General features: G+C 70.0%; 16 protein-coding genes. 2 read left to right on the top strand and 14 right to left on the bottom strand.

What is annotated here, in order from left to right; genetic code table 11:
- Positions 1–989: AAA family ATPase (locus tag HRL41_RS10195; protein ID WP_172136938.1), on the bottom strand; the 989-nt coding region annotated here is incomplete at its 3' end.
- Positions 990–1,074: 85 nt separating this feature from the next.
- On the opposite strand from HRL41_RS10195, the gene dtd reads away from it, so the two are divergent.
- Positions 1,075–1,521: a D-aminoacyl-tRNA deacylase gene (dtd, locus tag HRL41_RS10190; RefSeq protein WP_172136937.1), complete on the top strand. Its 447-nt coding sequence runs from the start codon at positions 1,075–1,077 to the stop codon at positions 1,519–1,521.
- An 86-nt stretch (positions 1,522–1,607) separates the two neighbouring features.
- Here dtd and uvrB read toward each other — a convergent pair whose 3' ends face one another.
- The 7 genes from uvrB to HRL41_RS10155 form a co-directional block, all read right to left on the bottom strand.
- Positions 1,608–3,758, bottom strand: coding sequence for an excinuclease ABC subunit UvrB (gene uvrB, locus HRL41_RS10185; protein WP_172136936.1), 2,151 nt, complete (start codon positions 3,756–3,758; stop codon positions 1,608–1,610).
- 9 nt (positions 3,759–3,767) lie between these two features.
- Entirely contained in the window at positions 3,768–4,364 is a 597-nt protein-coding gene (gene coaE, locus HRL41_RS10180; protein ID WP_172136935.1) for a dephospho-CoA kinase, read from the bottom strand.
- Positions 4,365–5,453 (bottom strand): tRNA 2-thiouridine(34) synthase MnmA, encoded by a 1,089-nt coding sequence (mnmA, locus tag HRL41_RS10175; protein ID WP_253904851.1) that lies wholly within the window; start codon positions 5,451–5,453, stop codon positions 4,365–4,367. It lies immediately after the preceding gene.
- An 81-nt stretch (positions 5,454–5,534) separates the two neighbouring features.
- Positions 5,535–6,761, bottom strand: a complete 1,227-nt coding sequence (gene rpsA / locus HRL41_RS10170; RefSeq protein WP_165173639.1) for a 30S ribosomal protein S1 — start codon at positions 6,759–6,761, stop codon at positions 5,535–5,537.
- A 543-nt stretch (positions 6,762–7,304) separates the two neighbouring features.
- Positions 7,305–7,556 (bottom strand): TIGR03905 family TSCPD domain-containing protein, encoded by a 252-nt coding sequence (locus HRL41_RS10165; protein WP_172136934.1) that lies wholly within the window; start codon positions 7,554–7,556, stop codon positions 7,305–7,307.
- A 210-nt stretch (positions 7,557–7,766) separates the two neighbouring features.
- The gene (locus HRL41_RS10160; protein WP_165173635.1) at positions 7,767–8,105 is read right to left on the bottom strand and encodes a P-II family nitrogen regulator; all 339 of its coding nucleotides are present in this window, start codon (positions 8,103–8,105) and stop codon (positions 7,767–7,769) included.
- A 16-nt stretch (positions 8,106–8,121) separates the two neighbouring features.
- Positions 8,122–9,450, bottom strand: coding sequence for an ammonium transporter (locus HRL41_RS10155; RefSeq protein ID WP_172136933.1), 1,329 nt, complete (start codon positions 9,448–9,450; stop codon positions 8,122–8,124).
- A gap of 261 nt (positions 9,451–9,711) precedes the next feature.
- On the opposite strand from HRL41_RS10155, the gene HRL41_RS10150 reads away from it, so the two are divergent.
- Positions 9,712–10,254: an N-acetyltransferase gene (locus HRL41_RS10150; RefSeq protein WP_172136932.1), complete on the top strand. Its 543-nt coding sequence runs from the start codon at positions 9,712–9,714 to the stop codon at positions 10,252–10,254.
- A gap of 24 nt (positions 10,255–10,278) precedes the next feature.
- Here HRL41_RS10150 and dxs read toward each other — a convergent pair whose 3' ends face one another.
- The 6 genes from dxs to accB all read right to left on the bottom strand — a co-directional run.
- Positions 10,279–12,159 (bottom strand): 1-deoxy-D-xylulose-5-phosphate synthase, encoded by a 1,881-nt coding sequence (gene dxs, locus HRL41_RS10145; protein WP_172136931.1) that lies wholly within the window; start codon positions 12,157–12,159, stop codon positions 10,279–10,281.
- Between the two features lie 20 nt (positions 12,160–12,179).
- Complete coding sequence (locus HRL41_RS10140) at positions 12,180–12,500, bottom strand: exodeoxyribonuclease VII small subunit (RefSeq protein ID WP_172136939.1); 321 nt, start codon at positions 12,498–12,500, stop codon at positions 12,180–12,182.
- On the bottom strand, positions 12,500–13,066 hold the full coding sequence (gene nusB, locus HRL41_RS10135) for a transcription antitermination factor NusB (RefSeq protein WP_172136930.1): 567 nt from the start codon (positions 13,064–13,066) through the stop codon (positions 12,500–12,502). Before nusB ends, HRL41_RS10140 begins: the two co-directional genes overlap by 1 nt.
- Before the next feature lie 90 nt (positions 13,067–13,156).
- Positions 13,157–13,510 carry an Asp23/Gls24 family envelope stress response protein gene (locus HRL41_RS10130; RefSeq protein WP_172136929.1) on the bottom strand — a complete coding sequence of 118 codons (354 nt, stop codon included), beginning with the start codon at positions 13,508–13,510 and terminating at the stop codon, positions 13,157–13,159.
- A complete protein-coding gene (gene accC, locus HRL41_RS10125; RefSeq protein ID WP_172136928.1) occupies positions 13,507–14,859 on the bottom strand; it encodes an acetyl-CoA carboxylase biotin carboxylase subunit in 1,353 nt (450 codons plus the stop codon). The genes HRL41_RS10130 and accC overlap by 4 nt, the downstream gene beginning before the upstream one ends.
- The coding region (gene accB / locus HRL41_RS10120) for an acetyl-CoA carboxylase biotin carboxyl carrier protein (protein ID WP_172136927.1) at positions 14,859–15,201 on the bottom strand (343 nt) is incomplete at its 5' end. The genes accB and accC, both read right to left, overlap by 1 nt.

Below are 15,201 nucleotides of genomic sequence, written 5' to 3'. Positions count from 1 at the left end.
TCGGCGTCGTCGACGAGCGACACCGCCTCGCGGGCGGCCGCGCGGGCGGCGAGCACGTCGTCCATGCGCGGGCCGTACGCGCGCAGGAGCCCCTGCATCGCCGCCGCGCGCTCCTGGGCGCCGGCCAGCTCGTCGTAGTCGCACTCCACGCCGTCGCGGTAGCTGAGCGCCTCGCGGGCCACGTCCTCGAGCACGTAGCCCGCCTCGCGCAGCGACTGCGCGAGGGGCTCGAGCGCCGCGTCGAAGCGCGCGCCCTCCTCAAGCGCCGCCGTGGCGCGGGAGAGGCCGTCGAGCGCGCCCGAGTCCCCCGAGAGGCCCTGGTAGGCGCCGTCGGCCGCACGTGCGAGCGCCTCGGCGTGCTCGGCGCGCTCGAGGTAGGCGACCAGCTCCTCGTACTCGCCCGGCGCCGGGTCGACTGCGTCGATCTGGCGCAGCGTGAAGCGCGCCTCGTCGAGCTGCGCCGCCGACGAGATGCGCCCCTCCCGGATGCGCGCAAGCTCGCGTGACGCCGCGGCCGCCTCCGCGAAGGCCGCGCCGTACGCCGCGGCCGCAGGCCCCACCTCGTCGTGCGCCCAGGCGTCGAGGAGCCCTGCGTGCGCGGCCGGCTTCGCCAGCACCTGGTGCTCGTGCTGGCCGACGAGGTCGATGCTCGGCGCCACCGTGCGCGAAAGCTCGGCGACGCTCGCCAGGGCGCCGTCGATGCTCGCGCGCGAGCGCCCGTCGGACGAGAGCCGGCGCGTGACCACCACCTCGCGCTCGCCCTCCCCGCCTTCGCCGGGCAGGAAGAAGCGGCCGCTCACCTGGGCGGCGGACGCGCCCTCGCGCACCGCGCCCTTGTCGGCCCGCGCGCCCATGAGCAGCTTGCACGCCGACAGGAGCGCCGTCTTGCCCGCGCCCGTCTCGCCCGTAAACGCGGTGAGCCCCGCGGAGAAGGCGCACGACGCCTCGCGGATCAGCGCCAGGTTTGAAACTTGCATCTCGTCGATCATCTCTCGCGTCCTTAGAACGTCCCTGCTTGCGCCGGCGTGTTTGTGGTATCGTCTCGCGAAAACGCAGACGACGAAAGGATACACCATGCGCGCAGTCATCCAGCGGGTCAGCCAGGCCCGCGTCAGCATCGACGGCGACGTCGTCGGGTCGGTCGGGCGCGGCTTCGCCATCCTGCTCGGCGTGGGGCGGGGCGACGGCGAAGAGCAGGTCGAGCGCCTGTGGTCGAAGATCTTCAAGATGCGCATCTTCGAGGACGCCGACGGCAAGACCAACCTCTCGCTCGCCGACGTGGGAGGCGAGGTGCTCGTGGTGTCCCAGTTCACCCTCTACGCCAGCTGCCGCCGCGGCAACCGCCCCTCGTTCACCGACGCTGGCGCGCCTGACGAGGCCAAGCGGCTCTACGAGGCGTTCGTCGCGCGCGCCCGCAGAGACGTCCCGCGCGTGGAGACCGGCGAGTTCGGCGCGATGATGGAGGTGTCGCTCGTCAACGACGGCCCCTTCACCATCGTGCTCGACACCGACGAGCTCTGAGGCGCCGCCCGCTGCGCCCGAGCCGTGCCTGCTGCGCCCGTCGGCTTCCCGCGCCCCGCGCGTCCCGCGCGCGGCCCTCGGCCCTCCTACCCGCGGCGGGAGCCGCCGTAGGCGGCGTGCTTGCGGTTGCCGTAGGCGCTGCCCTTGCGGGCCGTCTTCTTGAGGTCGGCGAGCACGTCGGCCTCGCTCTGCCCCTCCACGCTCGCGCGCAGCTTCACCACCTGGTCGCGCAGGCGCGCGGCCTCCTCGAAGTCCATGCTCTCGGAGGCGGCGGCCATCTCGTCCTCCATCGACGATATGATGCGCAGCACCTCCTCGCGCGAGAGCTCGGCGAGCTCGCGGTTCACCTGCTCGGCGCTCCTCCCCTCGACGTCCTCGGTCACGAACCCCATGATGTCGTTGATGGCCTTGCGGATGGTCTGCGGCTCGATGCCGTGCTCCTCGTTGTAGGCCATCTGGATCTCGCGGCGCCGGCGCGTCTCGTCGATGGCGCGCCTCATGGAGTCGGTCACGCGGTCGGCGTACATGATGACCTGGCCGCTCACGTTGCGCGCCGCGCGCCCGATGGTCTGGATGAGCGAGCGGTGGTTGCGCAGGAAGCCCTCCTTGTCGGCGTCGAGGATGGCCACGAGCGACACCTCGGGCAGGTCGAGCCCCTCGCGCAGAAGGTTGATGCCCACGAGCACATCGAACTCGCCGCGGCGCAGGTCGCGCAGGATCTCCACGCGCTCGAGCGTGGCGATGTCGGAGTGCATGTAGCGCGCCTTCACGCCCTGGTCGAGCAAGTGGTCGGTCAGATCCTCCGCCATCTTCTTCGTCAGCGTGGTGATGAGCACGCGCTCGTCGCGGCCGACGCGCTCCTTCGCCTCGTCGATGATGTCGTCGATCTGGCTGGCGCTCGAGCGCACGATGATCTCGGGGTCGAGCAGGCCCGTGGGGCGGATGATCTGCTCCACCTGGTTCTGCGTGACCTTCTCCTCGTAGTCGCCGGGCGTGGCCGACACGTAGATGAACTGCGGCACGCGCTGCTCGAACTCGTCGAAGCGCAAGGGGCGGTTGTCCAGGCAGCTCGGCAGGCGGAAGCCGTGCTCCGCGAGCGTGATCTTGCGCGAGCGGTCGCCCTCGTGCATGCCGCGCACCTGCGGCACCGTCACGTGGCTCTCGTCGATGATGCAGAGGAAGTCGCGCGGGAAGTAGTCGATGAGCGTGTAGGGCGGCTCGCCGGGCTCGCGCCCGTCGAGGTGGCGCGAGTAGTTCTCGATGCCCGAGCAGAAGCCCATCGCCTCGAGCATCTCCAGGTCGTAGTTCACGCGCATCTCGAGGCGCTGCGCCTCGAGCAGCTTGCCCTCCTCCTTGAACTGCCCCAGACGCTCGCGCAGCTCGTCCTGGATGGTGACGAGCGCGTGGTCGAGCTTCGGGCGCGCCGTCACGTAGTGCGACGCCGGCCAGATGGGCAGCGCCTCGAAGTCGCCGAGCACCTCGCCCGTGACGTGGTCCACCTCGGCGATGCGCTCGATCTCGTCCCCCCAGAACTCCACGCGGATCGGGTTGTCGGCGTAGGGCGGGAACACGTCGAGCGCGTCGCCGCGCACGCGGAACGTGCCGCGCTTGAGCTCGTAGTCGTTGCGGTCGTACTGGATGTCGATGAGGTCGCGGATCACGTCGTCGCGCTCGGAGGCGCGCTCCTTGTCCAGAAACACCGCCATGCCCGCGTAGTCCGCGGGGCTGCCGATGCCGTAGATGCAGCTCACCGACGCCACCACCACGATGTCGCGCCGCGAGAGCAGAGCGCTCGTCGCCGCGTGGCGCAGCTTCTCCACCTCCTCGTTGATGGAGGCGTCCTTCTCGATGAACGTGTCCGAGGAGGGCACGTACGCCTCGGGCTGGTAGTAGTCGTAGTAGCTGACGAAGTACACCACGGCGTTCTGCGGGAAGAACTCCTTGAGCTCGGCGGCGAGCTGCGCGGCGAGCGTCTTGTTGGGGGCGAGCACGAGCGTGGGCTTCTGCACCGCCTCGATGACCTTGGCCATGGTGAAGGTCTTGCCCGAGCCCGTCACGCCGAGCAGGTTCTGGTAGCGCAGCCCCCCTTCGACCCCCGCCGCGAGGGCGGCGATGGCCTCAGGCTGGTCGCCCGCCGGCTCGTAGGGCGACACCACCTGAAACGGCGTGCTGGCCAGGCGCACCTCGGGGAGCTTCCCCTCCATGGCGGCGCCCTCTAGGCTGGAGAGATGCGGCATGGACGGGCCCTACTGCGCGTTGTAGCGCAGCCACCAGGCGATGACCTCGTTGCGCAGCTCCTCGGGCGTGCCGTCGTTGTTGAACACCACGTCGGACGCCTCGATGCGGTCGGCGTCGGTGATCTGGCGCGAGATGCGGCGGCGCACGTCAGTCTCGTCGAAGCCCGAGGCCACCGCGCGCTCGATGCGCAGCTCGAGCGGCGCGAGCACGGCGATGACGACGTCGGCCGAGTAGGCCAGGGACGTCATGCGGTTCTTGAACACCGAGTACTCCACCACCACGGCCTCGCAGCCCGCCCTCTCGAGCTCGAAGAGCCTATCGGTGTAGAGCTCCTCGATGCGCGGCATGGTGATGCGGTTGAGCTTGCGCGTCTCGGCGGGCGACACGAACGCCTTGGCGGCGAGCGCGCTGCGCACGATCTCGCCGTCCTCGCCGAAGACGTCCTCGCCGAACGCCTCGGCGATCTCCTCTTTGACGGTGTCCCACTTCAGGACCTCATGCCCCACCTTGTCGAGGTCGATGTACTCCAAGCCCTGGTCGGTCAGCGCGCGACGGGCGGTGGACTTGCCCGCGCCCATGCCGCCGATGATGAACAGCTTCTTCATTTACGCTACCTCCTCGATCACGCCGCCGCCAAGCACGGTGGCACCCTGATAGAAAACCGCATGCTGGCCTGGCGCGGTTGCGGGCTGCGGCGAAGCCAGCTCGACTGCGACGCCCCCGCTGCTCGTGACTCTCATGATACACGCACATGGCTCGCTGCGGTAGCGGAGTTTCACCATGGCCTCGAGGGGGGCGCCGGGCGGCTCGATCGCCTGCCACGCCATCTGCCCGACCCGCACCTGGCGGATGAGGCTCTCCTCGCGCGTGCCGATGACGAGCTCGTTTGCGTCGGCGCGCTTGCCCACCACGTAGTAGGGCTCGGGGCCCGCCACGCCGATGCCGCGGCGCTGGCCCGCCGTGTAGCACGCGAGCCCCGCGTGGCGCCCGCGCACCTGCCCGCGCACGTCCACGATGTCCCCTGGCTCGAAGGCGACGCCGCGCTGGGCCAGAAGCGCGCGGTAGCCCTGCGGGGCGAAGCAGATGTCCTGGCTGTCGGGCGCGTCGGCTGCGGCGATCCCCGCCGCGCGCGCCACCTCGCGCACCTCGAGCTTGGTCATGCCGCCCAGGGGCAGGATGAGCCGCGCGAGCTGCTCCTGCGAGAGCTGGCTCAGCATGTAGCTCTGGTCCTTGGCGTGGTCGAGCGCGCGCATGACGGCGTAGCGGCCGCCCTCCCCGAGGCGCCCCACGCGGGCGTAGTGCCCCGTCGCCACGAAGTCGCAGCCGTGCGCGTCGGCCGCGCCCATGAGCGCCGGCAGCTTGCAGCGCGCGTTGCAGCCCACGCACGGGCTCGGCGTGAGGCCGCGCGCGCAGCCGTCCGCGAACGGCGCCACCACGCGCTCCTCGAACATGTCCGCGCAGTCAACCGCCACGTGCTCGGCGCCGAGCTGCGCGCACGTCTCCCGCGCGCCGCGCACCGCGGCCCGAGCCTCCGCGCCCGGCATGAACACGCACGTCACCCCGAGCACCTCGTATCCGTGGTGCTGCAGCATGAGCACCGCCGTCGAGCTGTCCACGCCGCCGCTCATGCCGAGCGCCACGCGCCTTCCTCGCTCCACCTTGCCTCCGAACGTCTGATCCTCCAGAAAAAGCAAGGGGAGCGGAGCCCTCGCAGGCTCCGCTCCCCTGTTGCGCTTGCCTTCACGCCCGCCTGCGCGGCGAGCTTGCGCCCAAGGCTACTCCGCCTTCTCCTCGGCAGGAGCCTCGGCCTTCTCGGCCTTGTCAGCCTTGTCGGCCTTCCTGGAGCGCTTGGCCGGCTTCTCCTCGGCCTGGATGGTCTCGTCGACCTCGATCTCGAAGCCGAGCTCCTCGGCGGCGGCCTTCATCGACAGGGAGATGCGGCGACGCTCGGGGTTGATCTCCATGACCTTGACCTTGACGCCCTCGCCCGGCTTGACGACCTGGGCAGGCGTGTCGATGTGGCGGCCGGCCATCTCGGAGATGTGCACGAGGCCCTCGATGGAGTTGCCCAGCTCGATGAACGCGCCGAACGGGACGATCTTGGTGACCTTGCCGTCGACGATGGTGCCGACCGGGTAGGACTCGACGAGCTTGATCCACGGGTCAGGCGTGGTCTGCTTGAGGCCGAGCGAGATGCGCTCGCGCTGCAGATCGACGTCGAGCACCTCGACCTCCACCTCGTCGCCCACCTTGACGACCTCGGAGGGATGGTTGACGTGGTTCCAGGAGAGCTCGGAGATGTGGACCAGGCCGTCGATGCCGCCGAGGTCCACGAAAGCGCCGAAGTCCACGATGGAGGAGACGGTGCCCTTGAGGCGCATGCCCTTCGAGAGCTTCGAGAGGATCTCGGCGCGCTCGTTCTTGCGGCCCTCCTCGAGCAGCACGCGGCGGGACAGCACGACGTTGTTGCGGTTGCGGTCCATCTCGATGACGCGGGCCTCGATCTCGGTGTTGAGGTACATGTCGAGGTCCTTCACGCGGCGCAGGTCGACGAGCGACGCAGGCAGGAAGCCGCGCAGGCCGATGTCGAGGATCAGGCCGCCCTTGACGACCTCAATGACCTCGCCGGTGACGACCTCGCCGGCCTTGAACTTCTCTTCGACGCGAATCCAAGCACGCTCGTACTCAGCACGCTTCTTCGACAGGATCAGACGGCCGTCCTTGTCCTCCTTCTGGAGAACGAGCGCCTCGATCTTGTCGCCCAGGCTCACGATATCGGACGGATCGGCATCCTTGCGGATGGAGAGCTCGCGGGACGGGATGACGCCCTCGCTCTTGAATCCGATGTCGACGAGCACCTCGTCGTGCTCGAGCTTGACGACAACACCGTCGACGAGATCGCCCTCGTCGAAGTTGGTCAGCGTGCCGTCAATCATCTCGTTCATCTGCTCGTCCGTGATGTCGGAGAAGTCGATGACGGATGTGTTCTTGATTTCGGTCAAAACGGACCCCTTTCGAACCTTCTAGAATTCCGGGGACCCTTCGTCATGATTGATTGACACTTACCATGTTCGCATGCTAAAGCTGGCGATCTAAGCTGTACAACAAAACATGTCTCGGGGGCCTACAGATACCTTGCCTACGGGTTTTCCCATAGGCTCAGCTAGTATAACACGCGCCCCCGCTCCTTCCCCGTGAATTTTGACCCAGCGCGATTAATTCGTAGGGCCGCCGCAACGCTGCTGTTGCGGGGGGCGGGCGGGGGCGGGCGGGACGTTGCAGGGGCTTGCGAGAACCTTGCGGGGGGCGGGCGGGGCGCCGCAAGAGCGCTGCCGGCCGTTGCGCGACCTTGCAGGAGCGTTGCGGGAGCGGGCGGGGCGGCGGGTGGTGCTCACCAAGCGAGTTCCGCACGAGCCGAAACGCCCTGCGGGCGTTTCGCGCGAGCAGGACTGTCCGAGCGACTGAGCTCCACCCGCCGTCCCGTCCGCGCGCGAGCCCGATGATCGCCGCGCGATCGCCGCCCCGCCCGCAGTCCCCTCTAGGCCTTACGCGCGCGCGGCCTGGGCCTCGCGCAGGGCGCGCGTGAGCTGGTCGGCGCACGAGGTCAAGCGGCGGCCGCAGGTGTTGCCCTCCAGGAGCGCGATCACCTCGTCGACGGGCTTGCCCGCCACCAGCTTGGAGATGGCCTTCAGGTTGCCGTCGCAGCCGCCCGTGAACTGAACCGACTCGATCACGTCTCCGTCAAGCTCGACGTCGATGCGGCGCGAGCACACGCCGCTCGGGGTGTAAGTGTACATGGGGCTCCTTCCTCGCCAAATTGTCCGCGCCCATTCTAGCGCAACGCGCGGGCGGCGGGGGCGCGACCCGCCGAGCGGAAGCGGGAGCTGCTCCCATCGTCCTGCGCAACGATGGGAGCAGGGACGGGGCTGCCTCTGGCGAAGGGACGGAGGGGCGAAGGGGCGCATGCAGGCAGCCGCCCCTCCCCCTGCGCGCTCGCTCGCCGCCCGCTAGATCGCGTCGTCGCCGGTCTCGCCGGTGCGGATCCGTATCACCTGCTCGACCGGGGAGATGAAGATCTTGCCGTCGCCCACGCTGCCGGTGCGGGCCGCCGCCTGGATCACCTCCACGAGCTCGTCGACGCGCGCATCGTCGACGACGACCTCGAACTTCACCTTCGGCACCATGTTCAGCAGCACCTCGGTGCCGCGGAAGTACTCGGTCCAGCCGTGCTGGTTGCCGCAGCCGTTCACCTGGCTGATGGTCATGCCCGACACGTTCGCCGCGAACAGGGCGTCCTTGAGCGCCTCGAGCTTCTCGGGACGCACGATGGCTATGATTCGTTTCATAAAACCGTTCCTTCCGCTAGTCGAGGCCGATGTAGGCCGGGTACGCGCTCTCGCCGTGCTCGGCGACGTCGAGGCCGCGCGCCTCCTCCTCTTCGCTCACGCGCAGGCTGCCCTTGAAGCACGCCTTCACGGCGAGCCCGATGACCAGGTCGGCCACGGCCACGAACGCGACGGTGACGAGGATGCCCGCGACCTGGCTCAGAAGCAGCGACGCGTCGCCCGTGTAGATGAGGCCGCCGAAGCCGGTCCAGGACAGCTCGGGCACGCAGAACACGCCGGTGAGGACGCCGCCCACGACGCCGCCCACGCAGTGGCAGCCGAAGGCGTCGAGCGCGTCGTCGTAGCCGAGCCTGCGCTTGCAGACGGAGATGGCGAAGTAGCAGACGGGGCTCACGACGACCCCCATGACGACGGCCGCCCACGGCTCTACGAAGCCCGCCGCCGGCGTGATGACCACCAAGCCCGCGACCAGGCCGGTCGCCGCGCCGACGAGCGTGGGCTTGCCCACCTTCACGCGCTCGACCACCATCCAGGACGCAAGCGCGGCGCCCGAGGCCACCACCGTGTTCACGAGGGCCAGCGCCGCCACGCCGTCGGCTGCGAACTCGGAGCCCGCGTTGAACCCGAACCAGCCGAACCACAGAAGCGTCGCGCCGAGCGCCACGAACGGCACGTTGTGCGCGCGGTAGCTCATCATGCCGAAGCCCCTGCGCTTGCCGGCCAGGACGCACAGCACAAGGCCCGTGAGGCCCGAGGAGATGTGCACCACGTCGCCGCCGGCGAAGTCAAGCGCGCCGATGACGTCGCCGATGAGGGAGCCTTCGCCGCCCCACACCATGTGGGCGAGCGGCGGGTACACGAGCACAGTCCAAACCACCAGAAACGCGCAGATGGCGCCGAACTTCACGCGCCCGGCGACCGCGCCGGTGATGATGGCGGTGGTGATCATGCAGAAGGCCATCTGGAACACGATGTCGACGACAGCCGGGTAGCCCGCCGCGAGCTCGGGGTCAGCCGCGTCGAGCGACGCTGCGCCAGAGAGCACTGCGAAGGCGTCCGGAGTGCCCTCTGCCTCAGCGAGCAGGTTGGAGACCGTGCCCAGGCAGCCGACCTGGTCGAAGCCGCCGAAAAACGGGACCGAGCCGTCGCCGCCGTACGCGAACGACCAGCCGCACGTCGTCCAGGTGAGGGCGACGATGCCGATGGCGGCGAACACCATGATCATCGTGTTGCCGACGTTCTTGCGCCGCGACAAGCCGCCGTAGAAGAACGCCAGCCCGGGCGTCATGAGGAGGACGAGCATCGTGCACACGATCATGAAGCCCGTCGAGCCTGTGTCAAACATAGCAGATACCTCCTTGTTTCCTCGCGTTGTCTGACTCCACGTCCCATGATTCCACGCCCGCGCGGCTCACGCGGGCGCGCCCTCAACTGTTAGCACTTTCGAAAACGCCTTTTAACAAGGGGGAAGCGCCGGCGTTACACGCCGGAAACGTACGGAGTAGGAGTACAATCAAAGACCAGCGCGCGAACAGGCGCGCAGGCGGGCGCGGGCTTGCGGCCCGCGAGCGCGCAGGAGGCGCGAAGGCGCCGAGAAGGAGGTCGCATGGAAGTCGAGTTCGCCCCCGTGGAGACGGAGGAGCACGTCGGGCAGCTGGCCGAGCTGGCCGGCGAGATCTGGCGCGATTACTGGCCCGCGCTCATCGGCGAGGGCCAGACCGAGTACATGATCGAGCAGTTCCAGAGCGCCGACGCCATCAAGCGCGACATGGCCGAGAACGCCTACGAGTACTGGTTCGTGCGCGTGCGCGAGGACGGCGCGGGCGCGGAGGGAGAGCCGCGCGTCGTGGGGTACACCGGCGGGCATGACGAGCCGGAGACGAACCGCTTCTTCATCTCGAAGATCTACCTCGCGGCCGCCGACCGCGGGCGCGGGTTCGCGAGCCGCATCGTGGCGTTCTACGACGAGCTGTGCCGCGAGCGCGGCCTCTCCGCTTCGTACCTCACGGTGAACAAGCACAACGAGCTGGCCTTGCGCGCGTACCGGGCGAAGGGGTTCCGCGAGATCGACTCGGTGGTGACCGAGATCGGCGGCGGCTACGTGATGGACGACTACGTCATGGAGCGCCCGGTCACGAGCCGGGCGTAGCGGCGGGACGCGGGGCGGGCGCCCTTAATCCCCGAGCGCGTCGGCCACGGTGGCCGCGATGCCCTCGGCGTCGAGGCCCAGGTCGCGCAGGAGCAGGTCGACCTTGCCCTGCAGCACGTAGTCGTCGGGGAGGCCGAGCACGCGCGCGGGCACCTGCGCCCCCAGCTCGGAGAGCACGCCGAGCACGCCCTCGCCCGCGCCGCCCGCGATGACGCCCTCCTCCACCGTGACCACGAGGCGCGTGGACGCCGCGCGGCGGATGGCCTCGCGGTCGAGCGGCTTCACCCAGCGCATGTCGACCACGCGCGCGCTCACGCCGCGCTCCCCCAGAAGCCGCGCCGCCTCCACGGCGCGCGGCACCATGTGCCCGAACGCGAGGATGCACGCGTCGTCGCCCTCGCGCAGCACGCGCGAGACGCCCGGGGCGAGGACGGCAGGGGCCTCGGGGACCGGCACGCCCTCGCCCGCGCCGCGCGGGTAGCGGATGGCGAACGGGCCGCCGAGCACGAGCGCGGTGTGCAGCGCGCAGGCGAGCTCGGCCTCGTCGGAGGGGGCGAGCACGCGCATGTGCGGGATCATCCGCGCGTAGACCAGGTCGAACACGCCGTGGTGCGTGGGGCCGTCGTTGCCCACCAGGCCCGCGCGGTCGAGCGCGAACACCACGTCGAGCTTCGGCAGCGCCACGTTGATGATCATCTGGTCGACGGCGCGCTGCAGGAAGGTGGAGTAGATGGCCACCACGGGCTTGCTCCCGCCCGCGGCGAGGCCCGACGCCATGCCGACGGCCTGCTCCTCGGCGATGCCCACGTCGACGAAGCGCTCAGGGTAGGCGCGCGCGAAGGGCTTGAGCCCCGTGCCGCCCTCCATGGCCGCCGTGATGGCCACCACGCGCGGGTCGAGCGCGGCCTCGCGCACGAGCGCCTCGCCGAACACGCTCGTGTAGCTGGGGGCGGCCGCAGGGGATGCGGTCGAGGCGCCGGTGGCAACGTCGTAGGGGCCCACGCCGTGGAAGCGCTCCGGGTCCTTGCGCGCGGGGCCGTAGCCCGCGCCCTTCTTCGTCACCACGTGCATGAGCACGGGCGCGTCCATGGCGAGCACGAGCGACAGCGTCTCGCGCAGCTCGCGGATGTCGTGCCCGTCGATGGGGGCCGTGCACACGATGCCGAGCTGCTCGAAGATCATGGAGTGCGGGATGACGAACTGCTTCATCGACTCCTTGACGTTCTTGCCGAAGCGCGCCACGGCGTTGCCGAAGGCGCCGCCGCTCTCGAGGCGCTCCTGCAGGGCCTCGCGCGCGTCGCGGTACTGCGAGGTCGCGCGCATGTTGCCGAGGTGCCTCATGAGCGCGCCGACGTTGCGCGAGATGGACATCTCGTTGTCGTTCAGGATGATGACGAGCGGCAGCTGCTCCTGGCCCACGTAGTTCAGGGCCTCGAACGCCATGCCGCCCGAGAGCGCCGCGTCCCCGATGACGGCCACCACCCTCTCGTCGGTCCCCTTGATCTTGCGCGCCTTGGCCAGGCCCGCGGCCACCGACAGCGAGTCGGAGGCATGGCCCGAGGGGTGCACGTCGTACGGGCTCTCGCTCGGGCGCGGGAAGCCCGAGATGCCGTGGTAGCTGCGCAGGGTGTCGAAGGCGTCGCGCCGCCCCGTGACGAGCTTGTGCGCGTACGCCTGGTGCCCCACGTCGAAGATGAGCTTGTCGCGCGGCGCGTCGAGCACGCTGTGCGCCGCGAGGATGATCTCGACCGCGCCGAGCGACGAGGCCACGTGCCCGCCCGTCTTGGACGTGGTGGCGATGATCTGCTCGCGGATCTCCTGCGCGAGGATGTTGAGCTCCTCGTCGCTCAAGACCTTGAGGTCGGAGGGTGAGTCGATGGCGTCGAGTATGCGGTCGTTTCTCACGGGGATCACCTCGTCGCGCGCTAGAGCGCGCCCTCGTCCGCGGCCGGGGCTGCCTCGCCCTCCGCAGATGCTGCGGCCTCGGCGTCGCCTGCGGGCGCGCCGGAGTCGGCCCCTGCTGCGCCGGCGTCGGCGCCAGCGCCTTCTGCCGCGCGCGCCTCCTCGGCGGCTGCGGCCTCGAGCGCGCCCTGCTCGCTCAGGTCGCATGCGGCAAGTCCCAGCTTGACGGCCTCCTCGTAGAGCGCGAGCGCCTCGTCGAGCGTGACGCCCTCGGCGCTCACCTCGTCGACGATCTGCTCGAGGCGGCCCTTCACCTCTTCGAACGTGCCGGGCTGCGCGGCCATCACGCCTCAGCGCCCTCGGACGCGGCCTCGCCTTCGCCCGCCGTCGGCAGCGCGTCGTAGCCCGCGAACGGGTCGCGCTCCTCCGCGCCGGCGCCGTCCTCGGCCCCAGCGGCCCCAGCGGCCGCAGCGGCAGCGGCCTCGGCGGCCTCGGCCTCGAGCTGCTTGGCGATGCGCCCGAGCACGCCGTTCACGAAGCGCGGCGACTCGTCCTCGCCGCCGAAGTCCTTCGCCAGCTCGACGGCCTCGTTGATCGCCACCGACACGGGCACGTCCTTCACGTAGACCATCTCGAAGACGGCCAGGCGCAGGATGGTGCGGTCGACGATGGGCATGCGCGACAGCGCCCAGTTCTCCGACGTCGACTCGAGGTAGGCGTCGATCACGTCGCGGTGCGCCTCCACGCCGTCGATCAGCGTGAGCGCGTACTCGGGCAGCGGGCCGTCCTCGTTCAGGCAGCGGCCCGTGTCCAGGAGCACCGAGGGGCGCTCGTTCTGGATCTCGCTCGTGTAGAGCACCTGCACGGTGCTGCGACGCGCAAAGGTGCGCTCATGTCGTTTGGCAGACATAAAAGTTTACTCCGTCTATGACTAAGGGGCGAAACGGGCCTGCGGGCGCGGCGCCCGCCCGAGGGAGAGCCGCCGCGCCCGCAGGGCGCTCTACTGCTGGTCGAACTGGATGCCGTCGACGAACACGTCAACCGAGGCCACCTCGACGCCCACCTGCACGCGCAGGGCGTCGGCCACGGCCTCGCGCAGGCGCGCCGCCAGGTCGGGCAGCACGTGCCCGTAGCGCACCTCGACGTGCAGCGTGACGGCGAGCTTGCCCTCGTCGTCCACGCTCGTCTCGATGCCGGAAGTCGACGGCCTCGACGCCAGCATGGAGCGCAGGCCGCTCGTGGCGTACGAGCCCACCGAGGCGATGCCGTCGACCTCGTTGGCCGCGATGGAGATGATCGTCTCCACCACGCCGGGCGCCAAAGACATGCCGTCTACGTTAAGCTGGTTGCTCATAGTACGTCTCCCATCTGGGTTTCGATGAAGTCGGTGGTGGCCTCGCCGGCCAGGAACACCTCGTTTTCCAGCACGCGCTTGTGGAACGGGATGGTGGTGGCGATGCCCTCGACCACGAACTCGTCGAGCGCGCGGCGCGCACGCGCCACCGCCTCGGCGCGGTCCTGCCCGGACACGATCACCTTCGCCACCAGCGAGTCGTAGTACGGCGAGATGCGCGTGCCGGCGCGCACGTAGCTCTCCACGCGCACGCCCGGGCCCGCGGGGGGCTCGAACGCCGTGACGGTGCCGGGGCACGGGCGGAAGCCGTGCGCGGGGTCCTCGGCGTTGATGCGCATCTCGATGGCGTGGCCGGACGGCACGAAGGGCGCGCGCCCGGCGCAGCTCATGGGCTCGCCCGCGGCGATGCGCAGCTGCTCCTTGATGATGTCGGTGCCGGTGATCTGCTCGGTGACGGGGTGCTCAACCTGCACGCGCGTGTTCATCTCCATGAAGTAGAAGTGGCCGCGCTCGTCGAGCAGGAACTCGATGGTGCCCGCGTTGCGGTAGCCCGTGGCGCGCACGGCCTTCACGGCGGCCACGCCCATGGCGCGGCGCACCTCCTCGGTCAGCGCCGGCGAGGGCGCCTCCTCGACGAGCTTCTGATGGCGGCGCTGGATGGAGCAGTCGCGCTCGCACAGGGCCACGTTGTTGCCGAAGTCGTCCGCGAGGATCTGCACCTCCACGTGGCGCGGGCGCAGCACGAGCTTCTCGAGGTACACGCCGTCGTTGCCGAACGCCGCGCCCGCCTCGGTGCGCGCGGCCTTGTACTGCGCCTCAAGGTCGGCCGGGTCGTGCACCTCGCGCATGCCCTTGCCGCCGCCGCCCGCCGTGGCCTTGATGAGCACGGGGTAGCCCACGCGCTCGGCGAACTCACGGGCCTCCTCGACGGTGTCGAGGCAGCCGTCGGAGCCGGGCACCGTCGGCACGCCGCAGCTCTTCATGGTCTCGCGGGCCGAGGACTTGTCGCCCATGCTCTCGATGCACTCGGGCGAGGGGCCGATGAACACGATGCCCTCCTCGGCGCAGGCGCGCGCGAAGTCGGCGTTCTCGGCCAGGAAGCCGTAGCCGGGGTGGATGGCCTCGGCCCCGGTCTGCTTGGCGGCCTCGATGATGTTGGCCATGACCAGGTAGCTCTTGTTGGCGGGCGCCGGCCCGATGCACACGGCTTCGTCGGCGTAGCGCACCGGGTAGGTGTCGGCGTCCTCGGTGGAGTACACCGCGACCGTCTTCACGCCGAGCTCGCGCGCCGCGCGCATCACGCGCAGCGCCACCTCGCCGCGGTTCGCGATGAGAATCTTCCCGAACATCATGCGTTCTCCGGAATCGTGGGAACCACCTCGTGGGGCTCGATGTAGAACAGCACCGTGCCGTACTCGACCGGCGTGGCGTCGGTCAGGCACACCTCGCGCACCGTGCCCATCTCCTCAGCGGTGATCTCGTTCATGAGCTTCATGGCCTCGACGATGCACAGCGTCTCGTTGGCGGCCACCTCGTCGCCCACCTTCACGAACGGCGGCTCGCCGGGAGCCGGGGCCTCGTAGTAGGTGCCCACCATGGGGGCCGTCACGGCGCGCCACGTCGCCGGGCGCGCGGCGTCATCGGCTGCGGCGGGCGCGGGGGCCGCCGCGGGAGCCGGGGCCACCTGGGCC

It is taken from the genome of Adlercreutzia sp. ZJ473, from assembly GCF_013185065.1.
Classification (GTDB): Bacteria; Actinomycetota; Coriobacteriia; order Coriobacteriales; family Eggerthellaceae; genus CAAEEV01.
This window is presented reverse-complemented; position numbering and strand designations above follow the sequence as displayed.

What these genes read in the sequence shown, in the direction of transcription:
- HRL41_RS10155 (WP_172136933.1), bottom strand. Translation starts at nt 9,450, where the DNA reads ATGTTTGACACAGGCTCGACGGGCTTCATGATCGTGTGCACGATGCTC.
- HRL41_RS10130 (WP_172136929.1), bottom strand. Translation starts at nt 13,510, where the DNA reads ATGAGCAACCAGCTTAACGTAGACGGCATGTCTTTGGCGCCCGGCGTG.
- HRL41_RS10140 (WP_172136939.1), bottom strand. Translation starts at nt 12,500, where the DNA reads ATGGCCGCGCAGCCCGGCACGTTCGAAGAGGTGAAGGGCCGCCTCGAG.
- nusB (WP_172136930.1), bottom strand. Translation starts at nt 13,066, where the DNA reads ATGTCTGCCAAACGACATGAGCGCACCTTTGCGCGTCGCAGCACCGTG.
- uvrB (WP_172136936.1), bottom strand. Translation starts at nt 3,758, where the DNA reads ATGCCGCATCTCTCCAGCCTAGAGGGCGCCGCCATGGAGGGGAAGCTC.
- HRL41_RS10165 (WP_172136934.1), bottom strand. Translation starts at nt 7,556, where the DNA reads ATGTACACTTACACCCCGAGCGGCGTGTGCTCGCGCCGCATCGACGTC.
- accC (WP_172136928.1), bottom strand. Translation starts at nt 14,859, where the DNA reads ATGTTCGGGAAGATTCTCATCGCGAACCGCGGCGAGGTGGCGCTGCGC.
- dtd (WP_172136937.1), top strand. Translation starts at nt 1,075, where the DNA reads ATGCGCGCAGTCATCCAGCGGGTCAGCCAGGCCCGCGTCAGCATCGAC.
- HRL41_RS10160 (WP_165173635.1), bottom strand. Translation starts at nt 8,105, where the DNA reads ATGAAACGAATCATAGCCATCGTGCGTCCCGAGAAGCTCGAGGCGCTC.
- HRL41_RS10150 (WP_172136932.1), top strand. Translation starts at nt 9,712, where the DNA reads ATGGAAGTCGAGTTCGCCCCCGTGGAGACGGAGGAGCACGTCGGGCAG.
- coaE (WP_172136935.1), bottom strand. Translation starts at nt 4,364, where the DNA reads ATGAAGAAGCTGTTCATCATCGGCGGCATGGGCGCGGGCAAGTCCACC.